The 13,767-nt window shown below is 75.6% G+C and carries 15 protein-coding genes; 6 read left to right on the plus strand and 9 right to left on the minus strand.

The features are described 5' to 3' along the window. Positions 1-7: 7 nt before the first annotated feature. Both sodN and EV189_RS12610 read left to right on the plus strand, forming a co-directional pair. Complete coding sequence (gene sodN / locus EV189_RS12605; RefSeq protein ID WP_231116345.1) at positions 8-409, plus strand: superoxide dismutase, Ni; 402 nt, start codon at positions 8-10, stop codon at positions 407-409. A 346-nt stretch (positions 410-755) separates the two neighbouring features. After that, positions 756-1,889, plus strand: a complete 1,134-nt coding sequence (locus EV189_RS12610; RefSeq protein ID WP_130493305.1) for an LLM class flavin-dependent oxidoreductase — start codon at positions 756-758, stop codon at positions 1,887-1,889. On the opposite strand, the gene EV189_RS12615 is transcribed toward EV189_RS12610, so the two are convergent. Together EV189_RS12615 and EV189_RS12620 are read right to left on the minus strand one after the other, a co-directional pair. Next, complete coding sequence (locus EV189_RS12615; RefSeq protein ID WP_231116346.1) at positions 1,882-2,751, minus strand: YhjD/YihY/BrkB family envelope integrity protein; 870 nt, start codon at positions 2,749-2,751, stop codon at positions 1,882-1,884. The genes EV189_RS12610 and EV189_RS12615 overlap by 8 nt on opposite strands. A gap of 43 nt (positions 2,752-2,794) precedes the next feature. Next, positions 2,795-3,880, minus strand: a complete 1,086-nt coding sequence (locus EV189_RS12620) for a type IV pilus twitching motility protein PilT (RefSeq protein ID WP_130493306.1) — start codon at positions 3,878-3,880, stop codon at positions 2,795-2,797. 69 nt (positions 3,881-3,949) lie between these two features. On the opposite strand from EV189_RS12620, the gene EV189_RS12625 reads away from it, so the two are divergent. Next, positions 3,950-4,567 carry a DUF5317 family protein gene (locus EV189_RS12625; protein ID WP_130493307.1) on the plus strand — a complete coding sequence of 206 codons (618 nt, stop codon included), beginning with the start codon at positions 3,950-3,952 and terminating at the stop codon, positions 4,565-4,567. Here EV189_RS12625 and rsrA read toward each other — a convergent pair. From rsrA to EV189_RS12655, 6 genes are all read right to left on the minus strand, one after another. After that, positions 4,458-4,727, minus strand: coding sequence for a mycothiol system anti-sigma-R factor (gene rsrA / locus EV189_RS12630; RefSeq protein WP_130493308.1), 270 nt, complete (start codon positions 4,725-4,727; stop codon positions 4,458-4,460). The two genes, EV189_RS12625 and rsrA, sit on opposite strands and share 110 nt — an antisense overlap. Beyond that, positions 4,724-5,323 carry a sigma-70 family RNA polymerase sigma factor gene (locus EV189_RS12635; RefSeq protein WP_130493309.1) on the minus strand — a complete coding sequence of 200 codons (600 nt, stop codon included), beginning with the start codon at positions 5,321-5,323 and terminating at the stop codon, positions 4,724-4,726. Before EV189_RS12635 ends, rsrA begins: the two co-directional genes overlap by 4 nt. 159 nt (positions 5,324-5,482) lie before the next feature. Continuing rightward, the gene (locus EV189_RS12640) at positions 5,483-6,208 is read right to left on the minus strand and encodes an alpha/beta hydrolase family protein (RefSeq protein WP_231116347.1); all 726 of its coding nucleotides are present in this window, start codon (positions 6,206-6,208) and stop codon (positions 5,483-5,485) included. A gap of 3 nt (positions 6,209-6,211) precedes the next feature. Continuing rightward, positions 6,212-6,934, minus strand: a complete 723-nt coding sequence (locus EV189_RS12645; RefSeq protein WP_130493310.1) for an SOS response-associated peptidase — start codon at positions 6,932-6,934, stop codon at positions 6,212-6,214. 94 nt (positions 6,935-7,028) lie between these two features. Then, the gene (locus tag EV189_RS12650) at positions 7,029-8,570 is read right to left on the minus strand and encodes an MFS transporter (protein WP_130493311.1); all 1,542 of its coding nucleotides are present in this window, start codon (positions 8,568-8,570) and stop codon (positions 7,029-7,031) included. Beyond that, complete coding sequence (locus EV189_RS12655; RefSeq protein ID WP_165400275.1) at positions 8,567-9,172, minus strand: TetR/AcrR family transcriptional regulator; 606 nt, start codon at positions 9,170-9,172, stop codon at positions 8,567-8,569. Before EV189_RS12655 ends, EV189_RS12650 begins: the two co-directional genes overlap by 4 nt. 237 nt (positions 9,173-9,409) lie before the next feature. Between EV189_RS12655 and EV189_RS12660 the strand changes: the two genes are divergently transcribed. The 3 genes from EV189_RS12660 to rsgA are packed head-to-tail and all read left to right on the plus strand — an operon-like array spanning position 9,410 to position 12,243. Then, entirely contained in the window at positions 9,410-9,901 is a 492-nt protein-coding gene (locus tag EV189_RS12660; RefSeq protein ID WP_130493312.1) for a DoxX family protein, read from the plus strand. A 31-nt stretch (positions 9,902-9,932) separates the two neighbouring features. After that, complete coding sequence (gene aroA / locus EV189_RS12665; RefSeq protein WP_196788571.1) at positions 9,933-11,246, plus strand: 3-phosphoshikimate 1-carboxyvinyltransferase; 1,314 nt, start codon at positions 9,933-9,935, stop codon at positions 11,244-11,246. A gap of 10 nt (positions 11,247-11,256) precedes the next feature. Continuing rightward, on the plus strand, positions 11,257-12,243 hold the full coding sequence (gene rsgA / locus EV189_RS12670; RefSeq protein ID WP_130493314.1) for a ribosome small subunit-dependent GTPase A: 987 nt from the start codon (positions 11,257-11,259) through the stop codon (positions 12,241-12,243). Here the strand turns inward: rsgA and EV189_RS12675 are convergent. After that, the gene (locus EV189_RS12675; protein ID WP_130493315.1) at positions 12,240-13,721 is read right to left on the minus strand and encodes an ATP-binding SpoIIE family protein phosphatase; all 1,482 of its coding nucleotides are present in this window, start codon (positions 13,719-13,721) and stop codon (positions 12,240-12,242) included. The two genes, rsgA and EV189_RS12675, sit on opposite strands and share 4 nt — an antisense overlap. Between the last annotated feature and the right edge of the window lie 46 nt (positions 13,722-13,767).

Consider the following 13,767-nt stretch of genomic DNA (forward strand, 5'->3'; position numbering starts at 1 on the left):
GGGCTCCGTGCTCGCACGACTGTTCCCCCGCGTGCGCGTCTCCGCGCACTGCGACCTCCCCTGCGGCGTCTACGACCCGGCGCAGGCGCGCATCGAGGCCGAGTCGGTCAAGGCGATCTGCGAGAAGTACCAGGGCAACGAGGACCCGGTCTTCCGCACCCGCGCCCTCATCATCAAGGAGCAGCGCTCCGAGCTGGTCAAGCACCACCTCTGGGTGCTGTGGACGGACTACTTCAAGCCGCCGCACTTCGAGAAGTACCCGCACCTGCACCAGCTGTTCAACGAGGCGACCAAGCTCGCCGGCGCCGCTGGCGGCAAGGGCACCGTCGACCCGGCCGAGGCGCAGAAGCTCCTCGACAAGATCGCCGAGATCGACACGATCTTCTGGGAGACCAAGAAGGCCGCCTGAGCCTCTGCGCTCCCGTCCGCGGGCCCGCCTCCGTCCGTCGGAGGCGGGCCCGTGGCGTCCCCGGGGGCCGCCGCCCCCCCCCGGCCCCCTGCTCTCCCGCCCCTCCCTGACCGCCCCTCCCCCTAACCGCCCCTCCCCCTGACCGAACAAGGGCACCCAGTGGCGCTCCCACGGCCACTGGGGCACCCCGTTCGGATCGGCGGCGCGGGCCGCGCGTCCGAACGGGGGCACCCAGTGGCGCTCCCACGGCCACTGGGGCACCCCGTTCGGACCGGAGGCGGGCGGACCCGTCCGGTCTGTCCCGGTACGTCTGAGTGCGGACCGGTGCGCTGGGAACAACCCCGGCATGCCCCCCACTCCGGCAGCCGCGCCGAGCCCAGCGGCCCCCTCCCCCACCGTCTCCCGGCGCGCGCTGCTCGCCGGCCTCGCCGCGGTCAGCGCCGTGGCCGCCGCGCCCGCCACCGCGTACGCCGCCCCGCCGAAGGCCCCGGCCGGGAAGAAGCCGGTCGGCTTCGTGCTCTCCCACGAGCAGTTCCGCACCCAGTCGCTCGTCGCCTGGTCCACGCAGGCCGAGGCGGCGGGCTTCGGCTACCTGTGGACCTCGGACCACATCCAGCCCTGGGAGGACGTCCAGGGCCACGCCATGCACCCGTGGATCACGCAGGCCCTGCTCAGCCAGTCGACGCGCACGGCGACGTTCGGCACGGGCGTCACCTGCCCGATCTACCGCCACCACCCCAGCGAGGTCGCCCAGGCCTGGGCGAGCCTCGGCATCCTCGCCCCCGGGAGGGTCTTCCTCGGGGTGGGTGCGGGCGAAGCGCTCAACGAGCGGGCGGCGACGGGGCAGTTCGGCCCGTACGCCGAGCGGGCGGCGCGCCTCGTCGAGGCCGTGCAGCTCATCCGCGAGCTGTGGAAGGGCCAGCGGACGACGTTCACCGGCCAGTACTACTCGGTCGACCAGTTCCAGCTCTACGACGTGCCGACGAAGCCCGTGCCGATCCTCATGGCGGCGAGCGGGCCGAACAGCGCGTACAACGCCGGACGCTACGGCGACGGGTGGATCGGCTCGGCCAAGGACCAGATGGACCCGGCGCTGCAGGCGGCGTTCCAGAAGGGCGCGCAGGACTCGGGCCGCGACCCGGCGACCCTGCTGCGCTACGCGGAGCTCTTCGTCAGCACCACGACGCTGCCGACCCCGCTGCACTACGCCGCCGAGCGCTGGCGCTTCACCTACGACTCCTGGAACCCCACGCTGCTCTACGACCCGAACCCGCTGAGCATCCAGCACAAGGCGGAGCGGATGTTCTCGATGGCGCAGGTCACGTCGACCTGGCCCAAGGGCGCGAGCGCGCAGGTGCACGTCGACGCCGTGCAGGGTCTCCTCGACATGGGCGTGCTGCCGTTCGTCCACTCCGGCGAGCGCGACCAGCCGGCGGTCATCGACTTCTACGGCGAGCACGTGCTGCCGAAGATCAGCTGACACCCGTCCCGGGCTGGTGGGCGGTGCGCTTCCCGCGCACCTCCCGCCAGTCCTCCGCACGGAACTCCAGGGCCATCGCGTAGCCCACCAGCACGACGAGGTGCAGCACCCAGAGCCACAGCCCGACCGCGACGATCGCGCCCACGACAGGCAGCCCGCCGAAGGGCGCCTCGAGGTCGATCGGCAGCGCGAGGAAGAGCACGAACCCCTGGAGGAACCCGCTCACGAACGACGCCGCGACGAGCCCTGCCGCGAGCGCCGCCACCCAGGAGCCGACACCCCGCCCCACGACCCGGTAGGCCCAAGTCACCGGCACCGACAGCACGAGCCAGTCGACGACGAGCGCGACGAAGACCCCCAGCGCGGTCGGGGCGGCCGCGTTGCCGCGCAGCAGGCGGGCGAGCAGCGGGGTGATGCCGAGCACGGCCAGCAGCAGCGGCGGGGCCACGGCGATGAGCGGCAGGACGCGGACCCGGCCGCGCCAGCCCACGAGCCGCTCGGTCCCCGCGTCCTCCAGGCTGAGGAACGAGCGGCGCAGGCCCTCGCCGTACAGCGAGGCGGGGAACGCCGCGACCAGCGCCTGCACCCAGTGCAGGTGGGCGCCCGTGTCGACGAGCCGGCGGGCGACGCCGGGCGCGCCGAGGCTGTCCGGGAGGGCGCGCCCCAGCGACCCGGCGAACGACACCATGCGCGGCTCGCCGACGAGCAGCCCGGCCGCCCACGACGCCACGAGCAGGCCGGGGACGACCGCGATCCCCGCGTAGAACGTGAGCCCCGCCCCGACGAGCGCGAGGTCGCGCCCGGTCAGCCGACGGCGTACGCGGCGCAGCCAGGCGGTCACGGCCGCGACGAGGGGTCCCACCTGCGCAGCCTGCCCGCTGGCGGGGCCCCTACCCCGCGCCGGCTCAGGCGACGAGGCCGAGGCGGCGCAGCTCGACCTGCAGGTCGTGCGGGCTGCTCGATGCCTCGAGCGCGTCCTCGAGGCGGACGACGCCGTCGCGGACGAACGAGACGAGGTGCTGGTCGAAGGTCTGCATGCCGTAGAAGCCGCCCTCGGCGATGATCTGCGTGATCCCGGAGGTCTTCTCCTGGTCGGCGATCGCCTCCAGCACGCGGCCGGTGCCGATGCACACCTCCATGCCGACGCTGCGGCCCTTGCCGTCGGCGCGCGGGACGAGCCGCTGGCAGATGACCGCGCGCAGCGCGCCGGCGAGCGAGTGCCGCACCTGCTGGCGCTCGTGCGGCGCGAACACGTCGATGACCCGGTTGACCGTCTCCTGCGCGTCGATCGTGTGCAGGGTCGACAGGACGAGGTGGCCCGTCTCGGCCGCGGAGATGGCCGCCCGCACGGTCTCGGCGTCGCGCATCTCGCCGATGAGGATGACGTCGGGGTCCTGGCGCATCGCCCCGCGCAGCGCGGTCGAGAAGGACTCGGTGTCGATGTGGACCTCGCGCTGGTTGACCATCCCCACCTTGTCGGCGTGGAGGATCTCGATCGGGTCCTCGACCGTGACGATGTGCGCCTCGCGCGTGGAGTTGATGTGGTCGATCATCCCGGCGAGCGTCGTGGACTTGCCGGACCCGGTGGGGCCGGTGACGAGGACGAGGCCGCGCGCCTCGTTGGCGATGGTCGAGACGATCGGCGGCAGGCCGAGCTCCGGGAGCGGGATCGCGCCCTCCGGCACACGGCGGAAGACGAGGCCGACGGACCCGCGGGCGCGGTACGCGTTGACGCGGAAGCGCCCGAGACCGGGCACCGAGTGAGCGAAGTCCGCCTCGGAGGAGCGGGCGAAGGCGCCGACGAGGTCGGGGCGGATCACCTCGGCGAGCATCGCCTCGGTGTCCGCCGGGGTGAGCACGTCGGCCTGGAGCCGGCGCAGCCGGCCGTCGATCCGGATCCGCGGGGGGCTGCCCACCTTGCAGTGCAGGTCGCTCCCGCGCAGCTCGCTCAGCGCCTGCAGGAAGGGCAGGACGGACGGCGGCGGGGTCACACCCGCAGGTTCGGCGGGTGGAGGCCGGTCCTGAGCCGAACCTGGCCGGCCGGCGGGCAGGATAGCGGCATGGGACTCGTGCTCGCCGTCGCGCTGCTCGCGCTGGCGCTGTCCCTGGGGACCGGCGGGCGGGTGCGGCTCCTCGCGGAGCAGCGGCTGCGCGGCGCCGCGGTGCTGGTGCTCGCCGTGCTGCTGGAGGTGGCGGCGGCGGCCCTCGGCGCGAGCGGGACGGCGTGGACCGTCGTCTCCAGCGCCGGCACCCTGCTCGCAGCCGGGGCCGTCCTGGCCAACCGGCGGACGGCTGGCTCGCTCCTGCTGGGCGCCGGGCTGCTGCTCAACGCCGCGGTCGTCGTCGCGAACGGGGCGATGCCGGTGAGCACGGCAGCGGCTGCGCGCGCCGGCGTCCCGGCAGCCGAGCTCCGCCTGGCGGAGGACCCGGCCCACGAGGCGCTGGACGGGCGTACGCGGCTGCCCTGGCTCGCCGACCGCCTCCCGGTGGCCGCCCCGTGGCGCAGGGAGGTGGCGAGCCCCGGCGACGTGCTCGCCGCCGCCGGGGTGGCCGCGTGGGCCTGGTCGGCTACTCGACCGGGCCGAGCTCCACGGAGACCTGCCGGATCCGGAGGAGCACCTTGGCCCGCAGCTCGGTCGGAGCGGGGTCGGCGCAGGAGCGCCGCACCAGCGCCTTGACCTCCTCCTCGATGCCGAACTCGCGCAGGCAGGGCGAGCACTCGTCGAGGTGGTGCTTCACGGTGGCGCAGTCGGAGCCGCCGAGCTCGCCGTCGATGTAGGAGTAGACCTGCGCGAGGACCTCGACGCAGGGGGTCTCGTGGTGGTTGCCGCAGCTCATCGCGACCCCTCCTGACCGCCGTTGGCCGGCACGAGCCCGCGCTCGCGCGCGTAGTCCTCGAGCAGGGTCCGCAGCTGGCGGCGACCCCGGTGCAGGCGCGACATCACGGTGCCGATGGGCGTCCCCATGATGTCCGCGATCTCCTTGTAGGAGAAGCCCTCGACGTCGGCGAGGTAGACCGCGATGCGGAAGTCCTCGGGGATCGACTGGAGCGCGTCCTTGACGTCGCTGTCCGGCAGGTGGTCGAGCGCCTCCGCCTCGGCGGACTTCAGCCCGCCGGAGGTGTGGCCGCCCGCCGCGGCGATCTGCCAGTCCTCGATCTCCGAGGAGTCCGACTGCTGCGGCTCGCGCTGCTTCTTGCGGTAGGTGTTGATGAAGGTGTTGGTGAGGATCCGGTAGAGCCACGCCTTGAGGTTGGTGCCCTCGGTGAACTGGTGGAACGAGGAGTACGCCTTGGCGAAGGTCTCCTGCACCAGGTCCTCGGCGTCCGAGGGGTTGCGCGTCATGCGCAGCGCCGCGGAGTAGAGCTGGTCCACGAACGGCAGCGCGTCGCGCTCGAAGCGCGCGGTCCGCTCGGCGTCGGTCTCGGTGCTCATCGGGGACGAGCCTATCGGTGCCGACCCCCCGGCACCTGCCGGCCACTGCCGCCAGGAGAGGTGCGCGACCTCCCCCCGGTGCAGCGTGCTCGCGGCGAGCATGGGCTCCTCCTCCGTCCGGGCGCGCCGTGCGCGCCGCCGGGTGTGGTCCGACCTGCGTCAGGGCCGAGCGGGCTCGTCGCCCGCGGTCCCGACGGCCGGACCCCCTGCGGCCCGGCTCCCGTCTGCTCCAACACCTCGACGGGCACGGGCGATTCCCCACCTCGCGACCTCAGCGAGCGCCGCGGCCGGCACGCCCCCGGCGAGCGCGTGGTCACCGGGGACGCCGAGGACCCGCCGCCCGCGACCCGCGGGCAGCTCCTCCGGCCGCCCGAAGGCGTCGCGCTCGCCCTGGACCACGAGGACGGGGACCCCCGCCCCCGTCAGCTCCTCCGCCCGCGAGCGCTCGGGCCGACCAGGAGGGTGGAGCGGGAACGCGAGGGCGAGCACGCCCGCCGCCCCCAGCTGCCGCGCCGTGCGGCAGGCGACGCGCGCCCCCGCGGAGCGGCCGCCGAGGAGGAGGGCGCCGGCGAGCGGCAGCGCGGGCACGGCCGCGAGCCACGCGGCGTCGAGCCGCGGGGGCGCCGGGGCCACGCGCCCGCCGGCGACCACCCAGGGCTGGTCGACGCGGACCACGCGGATGCCGCGCGGCGGCAGCGCGCGGGCGAGGTCGAGCAGGTCCGGGGTGTCGCTGCCGCGTCCTGCACCGTGCCCGAGGACGAGGGTGGCGCGGGGCGGGCCCGCCGCGTCGTGCACGTGCGCCCGGGCGGGTCCCAGCGGCGTCGGCACGTCCAGGACCGCGTCCGGCTCGGGAGCGCCGGCGCCGGCAGGGCGGGAGGGCGGCACGGCTCAGAACAGCGTCGGCTCGTCCGCCGGGGCGAGCGGCTCGACGAGCTCGGGGCCGTCGTTGCGGACGCTGTTGACCAGCGTCGAGACCGGGCGGGCCTCCAGCGTGCCGGGGGGCGCGGCCAGGAGCAGCCCGTGCAGCTCGGCAGGGTCGGAGACGTGCGGGTCGAGCCACCGGGCCCAGCCGTCGGGCTCGACCTGCATCGGCATGCGGTCGTGGATGTGGCCGAGCTCGTCCTCGGCGGTCGTCGTGATGACCGTGGCCGTCCACAGCAGCGGCGCCTCGGGCCCGCCGGCGGGGTCGCGCCACACCTCGTAGAGCCCGGCCATGGCGAGGCTGCGCCCGTCGCGCCGGGTGATGAAGAACGGCTGCTTGCCGCCGGCCTCCTGCGCGTACCACTCGTAGTAGCCGTCGGCGGGGAGCAGGCAGCGCCGGGCGGCGAAGGCCCGGCGGAACGCGGGCTTCTCGGCCACGGACTCGACGCGGGCGTTGATGAGCCGGCTGCCGATCTTCACGTCCTTCGCCCAGGAGGGGACGAGACCCCAGCGGGCGAGGCGCAGCTGGCGCTCCTGGACCTCGTCGTGGGCGCGCTCGACCACCATGCGCACCGGGTCCGTCGGCGCGATGTTCCAGCTGGGCGGCAGGTCCGGGTCGACCAGCCGCGCGATGTCGAACTCCTCGACGAGGTCGTCGGGGTTCCGGCTGGCTGCGTAGCGACCGCACACGGGGCCCAGCATGCCACCGCCCGCGGCACCGGGGAGGTGCCGCGGGCGGGAGCGGGACGTGCGCGGACGGGGTCCGCCGTGCAGGGCCGGCGCGTCAGGCGACGGCCATCGCCCCGTCGGTGGGGACGTCCTCCTTGTGCGCGGTGACGAGCAGCGCCGCCGCCACGAGGGCGACGAAGAGCAGCACGCCGCCCCAGAAGAAGGCCGTGCGGTAGCCGTGCATCGTCGACTCGAGGGCGAGCGCGGCCTGCGCGGGCTTGGTGGTCGCCGCCGCCACGTGGGTGGTGATGTAGCTCGTCACCGCCGAGGCGAACAGCGTGTTGAGCAGCGCGGTGCCGAGCGAGCCACCGATCTGCTGCGAGGTGTTGAGCACTGCCGAGGCGATGCCGGCGTCGTGCCCGCCCGCCCCGACCAGCGCCGTGCTCGACGCCGGGATGAAGACGAGCGCCATGCCGACGCTGATGATGACCTCGGAGGGCAGGACGTGCGCCCAGTACGAGCTCGTCTGCTCCAGCCGGGTCAGCCAGAGCATGCCGAGCACGCCCATGACGAGGCCGGTGAGGAGCAGCGGGCGCGGGCCGACGCGGGGCAGCAGCTGGGCCGCGACGCCGGCGGTGACGATGATGCCGAGGCTGAAGGGCAGGAACGCGAACCCGGCCTTGAGCGGCGAGTAGCCCAGGTTGAGCTGGAAGTAGTAGGTGAGGAACAGGAACATCGCGAACAGCCCGGCGCCCACCAGGAGGAAAACGAGGTAGGAGCCGCCCCGGTTCTTGTCGAGGATGATGCGCAGCGGCAGCATCGGGTTGGCCGCGCGGGACTCCCAGACGAAGAACGCGACGAGCAGGACGACGGCGGCCACGAGGAACGCGATCGTGCTCGCGCCGGTCCAGCCGACGATGTCGGGCTGGTGCGTCTTGGGGTTGATCGTCGACTTCTGCTTCGCCGCTTCGGTGAAGCCGTAGACGAGGCTGACCAGGCCGAGCGTGGCGAGCAGCGCGCCCGGGATGTCGTAGCGGGTGTCGCCGTGCGCCTTGCTCTCGTGGACGACGGCCGCAGCGGCGAACGCCGTCGCGACGGCGATCGGGAAGTTCACGCCGAGGCACCAGCGCCAGGAGGCGTACTCGGTGAGCACGCCGCCGAGGATGAGGCCGAGCGCCGCGCCGCCGCCGGAGATCGCGCCGAAGACGCCGAAGGCCTTGGCGCGCTCCTTCGGCTCGGTGAAGGTCACGGTGACCAGCGAGAGCGCCGCCGGCGCCATGATCGCGGCGAACGCGCCCTGGAGCGCGCGGGCCGCGAACAGCATGGCCTCGCTCTGCGCCACGCCGCCGATGGCGCTGGCCACGGCGAAGCCGATGAGGCCGATGATGAAGGTGCGCTTGCGCCCGTTGTAGTCGGCGATGCGGCCGCCGAGCAGGAGCAGGCCCCCGAAGGCGAGGGTGTAGGCGGTGACCATCCACTGCCGGTCGGCGGTGGAGATCCCGAGGTCCGCGCTCGCCTTCGGCAGCGCGATGTTCACGATGGTGGCGTCGAGGACGATCATGAGCTGCGCCACGGCGATGACGCCGAGGGCCAGCCAGCGGCGGGGGTCGGGCGCCTCCGTCACCTGCCCGCCCTGCTCCAGGCTCGTCGAGGTCATGCGGACTCCTTCTGCTCGGCCCGGGCTGGCACCGGGCGCTGGCGGGTCAACAGGGGGATGAGGACGTCGTCGGTGACGTAGGTGAGGAACTCCTCGTCCACGGGCTGGCCGAGGACGGTGACGCGGAAGAACACGAGCGCCGGCGCCACGACGTGGAACACGTCGGGGTCGGCGTCCGGGGGGACCTCGCCGCGTGCCACCGCGCGCGAGACGAGCGTGCGGGAGAGGTCGCGCTTGGCCTCGAGGATCTGCTCGCGCACGGCGTCCGCGATCTCGGGCACCCCGGCCAGCGCGCGGAGGACGCCGCTGACGAGCAGCATGTCCTCGCGCATGGTGCCGGTGTCGACCATCCCGAGCGTGGCGAGGATGTCGCCGCGCAGCGTGCCGGTGTCCGGGACGACCACGCAGGACGGGCCGCGCAGGTGCAGCGCGTCGAGGACGAGGTCGCGCTTGCCCGCCCAGTGCCGGTAGATCGTCGCCTTGCTCGCGCGCGCCCGGGCCGCGACCGCGTCCATGCTCATGCGGTCGTAGCCGTCCTCCGCGACCACCTCGAGGGCGGCGCGGCAGATCGCCTCGTGGCGCGGCGAACCGGTCGGCGGCACGGGTCCCCTCCTCGCAGGTCGGTACGGGCTGGCGGTGCGGGCCCGGCGGGCTCGTCCGCGGTCGGGCGGCTGGGCCGCTCGCGCTCGGGACGGACGGCCGGGAGGCCCTCCGCCCAGCGGTCTGCGCGGCTCGGTCGCCACCGCGAAACGAAACTGTATCGTACAGCCAGCAGTCTGGCAGGCGCAGCGTCCGGAGTCCACTGGATATTCCGGCCGCACCCGGGGAAGGGGCACCGCATGCCGCTCGTACGCCGCCTCGCGCGCCCCATGCTCGCCGCCACCTTCGTCTCCGGCGGTATCGCCCAGCTCAAGGACCCGGAGAGCAAGGCGGAGGCCGCCGAGCCCGTCGCCACCCCCGTGGCGCGCAAGGTCTCCTGGCTGCCCGAGGACGCGACGCAGCTCGTCCGCATCAACGGCGCCGTGCAGGTCGGCGCGGGGGCGCTGCTGGCCCTCGGCCGGCTCCCCCGCGTCTCGGCGCTGCTGCTCGCCGGCTCGATCGTGCCGACGACCCTGGCCGGCCACCGCTTCTGGGAGCAGACCGACGCCGCGTCCGCCGCCCAGCAGCGCACGCAGTTCCTCAAGAACCTCGGCCTGCTCGGGGGCCTGCTCCTCGCGGCGGTCGACACCGGCGGCAACCCCTCGATCGCCTGGCGGACCCGCCACGCGGCCACGAGCGCCAAGCGCGTCGCCGCCGCCGCCCCGACCCGCGCGCTCAAGGCCGTCGCCTGAGCCGCGCGGACGGGGCCTAGGCTCCGTGCACGTGACGACCGCCCAGCTCCCCCTCTGGCCCGCGCCGCTGGCGAGCGGCCCGGTCGACGCGGTCGTCCCCGTCCCCGGGTCGAAGTCGGTGACGAACCGCGCCCTCGTGCTCGCCGCCCTCGCCGACGGCCCCTCGCTCCTGCGCCGCCCGCTGCGGGCGCGCGACACCCGGCTCATGGCCGCGGCGCTCGGCGCCCTCGGGGCGGGCGTCGAGGAGCTCGGGGAGGACTGGAGGGTCACGCCCGGGACCCTGCCACCCTCCACCGACAGTGCCGCTCCCGGAGCGGCCAGGCCGGCGCTCGACGTCGACTGCGGCCTGGCCGGCACCGTCATGCGCTTCGTCCCGCCGCTCGCGGGGCTGCTCGACGCCGACGTCCGCTTCGACGGCGACCCCCACGCGCGCGTCCGGCCGATGGCGACCGTGGTCGGTGCGCTGCGCGGCCTCGGGGTCGCGGTCGACGACGACGGCCGCGGCACCCTGCCGTTCACGGTCCACGGCACCGGAGCGGTGCGCGGCGGCGACCTCGTCATCGACGCGAGCGCCTCGAGCCAGTTCGTCAGCGGCCTGCTCCTGGCCGGCGCCCGCTTCGGCGAGGGCCTCGCGCTGCGGCACGAGGGACCTCCGGTCCCCTCGCAGCCGCACATCGACATGAGCGTCGAGATGCTGCGCGCTGCGGGGGTCGTCGTCGACGACTCGGCTCCTGGCGCCTGGCGCGTCGAGCCCGGTCGCCTGCGCGCGCGGGACCTCGACGTCGAGCCCGACCTGTCCAACGCGGCCCCCTTCCTCGCCGCCGCCCTCGTCACCGGGGGCCGGGTGCGCGTCCCGGGCTGGCCGCGCCGCACGACGCAGCCCGGCGACGCCCTGCGCTGGCTGCTCGGCGCGATGGGCGCGGCGGTCACGCTCGACGACGAGGGCCTCGAGCTGCGGGGCACCGGCGAGCTGCGCGGCATCGACGCCGACCTCCACGACGTCGGCGAGCTCACGCCCGTGCTCGTCGCCGTGGCCGCGCTCGCCTCCACCCCCTCCACCTTCCGCGGCATCGCCCACCTGCGCGGGCACGAGACCGACCGCCTGGCCGCCCTGGCCCGCGAGCTCGACGGACTGGGCGGCGACGTCACCGAGACCCCGGACGGGCTCGAGGTCCGCCCGCGCCCGCTCCACGGCGGGGTCTTCCGCAGCTACGCCGACCACCGCATGGCGACCGCGGGCGCCGTGCTCGGCCTCGTCGTGCCGGGCGTCGAGGTCGAGGACATCGAGACCACGAGCAAGACGCTCCCGGGCTTCGCGGGCATGTGGGCCCGCGCCCTGGGCTAGAGCGGGCGACGTGGCCGGGAGGGGGCGCGAGCTCGACGAGGACGACGTCCGCGTACGCCCGGGCCGCGGCAAGTCGCGCCCGCGCACGAAGGACCGGCCGGCGCACGAGGCGGCGGCCGCCGGGTTCGTGACCGCCGTCGACCGCGGCCGCTACACCTGCCGGCTGCCCGACGCCTCGGTCGTCACCGCCATGCGCGCCCGCGAGCTCGGGCGCAAGGGCGTGGCCGTCGGGGACGACGTCGCGCTCGTGGGCGACCTCGCCGGCGGGCCGGACGCGCTCGCGCGGATCGTCCGCGTCGAGCCGCGGCGCACCGTCCTGCGCCGCACGGCCGACGACACCGACCCGGTGGAGCGCGTCCTCGTCGCCAACGCCGACCAGCTCGTCGTCGTCACGTCGACCACCTCCCCCGAGCCCCGCCCGCGGCTGCTCGACCGGTGCCTGGTCGCGGCGTACGACGCGGGGCTCGTCCCGCTGCTCTGCATCACCAAGGTCGACCTCGAGCCGCCGGACGCCCTGCTGGCGGCGTACGGCGCGCTCGAGGTGCCGTGGGTGGCCGTGCGCCGCAGCGAGGGCGTCGAGGAGCTCCGCGCGCGCCTCCAGGGGCGAGCGAGCGTCCTCGTCGGGCACTCGGGCGTCGGCAAGTCCACGCTCGTCAACGCGCTGACCGGCGCCGTGCGCACGACGGGGTCGGTCAACGACGTGACGGGCCGCGGGCGGCACACCTCCACCTCCGCGGTCGCGCTGGAGCTGCCCGGCGGCGAGGGGTGGGTCATCGACACTCCCGGCGTCCGCAGCTTCGGGCTCGCGCACGTCGACCCGACGCGGGTGGTGGCGGCCTTCCCGGACCTCGCGGGCGGGCTGGAGGAGTGCCCGCGCGGCTGCACCCACGACGAGCCCGAGTGCGCGCTCGACGCCTGGGTCGCGACGGGCGCGAGCTCCCCCGCCCGGCTCGAGTCGCTGCGCCGCCTGCTCCGCAGCCGCACCGAGGCGGTCTAGCCAGCCGCGAGGTCGACCTCGAACCAGATCCGCTTGCCGAGCGGCAGCGGGTCGACGCCCCAGCGCGAGGCGAGCAGCTCGACGAGGCGCAGCCCGCGCCCGCCCTCGGCCATCGGCTCCTGGTGGCGCGGAGCGGGGAGCCGGGGGCTCTCGTCCGTGACGGAGACCCGCAGCACGTCGCGCCGGCCCTGCAGCTGCAGGCGCAGCGCGGACTGCGCGTGCAGCACCGCGTTGGTGACGAGCTCGTCGGTCAGCAGCACCACGGCGTCCACGGCCTCGAACGCCCCCGGGCCGCCGGCGTCGTCCGAGCCGCCGTGCCCCCAGTCGGCGAGGGCCGCGAGCACCCGGGCGCGGGCCACGCGCGCGGCGTGGACGCTCGGCGGCAGCTCGACGTCGAGCGAGCGGGTGCCGTCCTCCGACGTGGGCGACTGCGACCGGGCCCGCATGGCGACGAGGGCGACGTCGTCCGCGGCTCCGGGAGCCGCCACAGCCGCCACCGCGGTGGCGACGGCCTCCGCCCCGCCCCCCGCGGCTCCCGCGGCGGCCGCGCGCACGCGGGCGAGCCCGTCGTCGACCCCCGCCCCCAGCACGCCGTCGGTGAGCAGCACGACGGTCGCGTCGACGGCGAGCCCGGAGACGTGGTCGACGGAGAACCCCTGGCGCATCGTGCCCGCGCCCAGCGGGACGCCCGGGTCCAGGTCGAGGTACGCGCCGGTGCCGTCCGCCTCCAGCACCAGCGGCGGCACGTGGCCGGCGGTCGCGGCGCTCAGCCGCCGGGACTCCGGGTCGTAGCGGACGTACGCGCAGGTCGTGAAGGCCGCCTCGTCGAAGGTGCGGACGAAGGCGTCGAGCAGCCGGAGCACCTCGGCGGGCGGGTGCCCCTCCAGCGCGTACGCCCGCAGCGCCGCGCGCACCTGCCCCATCCGCGCGGCCGCGCCCACCCCACGGCCCATCGTGTCGCCGACGGCGAGCCCGAGCCGGCCGTCGGGGAGCTCGAACGCGTCGTACCAGTCCCCGCCACCGCCCGCGCTGCCCGCGGCGTAGTGCGCGGCGAGCTCGATGGAGGGCAGCCGCGGCAGGGCCTCGGGCAGCAGGGCGCGCTGCACGAGCGCGCTCGCGGAGGCCACGGCGAGCGCCGGCTCGAGCAGGGCCGCGAGCGCCGTCAGCAGCTCGGGCTCGTCCGGGCCACCGGCCAGGGCGAGCGCGCCCCCGCCCGGCAGCCCGGCGACGCGCCACCGGCGACCGTCGGCGTCGCTCCAGTCCTCGACCTCGCCGAAGGGGACGCGCGCCGCGGGCCGCTCGGGCGCGGCCCCCTCCCAGGACACGGCGTCGACGGTGCCCGCGGACCCGGGCCACACGACGGCCGCGTCCGCACCGGCGGCGCGCGCGACGACCTCCAGCGCGGCGGCGGCGGACGCCGTGCGCTGCAGCCCCGTGGCCGCGGCGGCGAGGGCCGCGAGCCGGGTCTCGCTGGTCACGCCGGACATCCTGCCCCCTGCACGGCCCTCGGCGTCCAGCGGGGCG

Origin of the sequence: Motilibacter rhizosphaerae, assembly GCF_004216915.1 — a bacterium.
Taxonomy (GTDB): domain Bacteria; phylum Actinomycetota; class Actinomycetes; order Motilibacterales; family Motilibacteraceae; genus Motilibacter; species Motilibacter rhizosphaerae.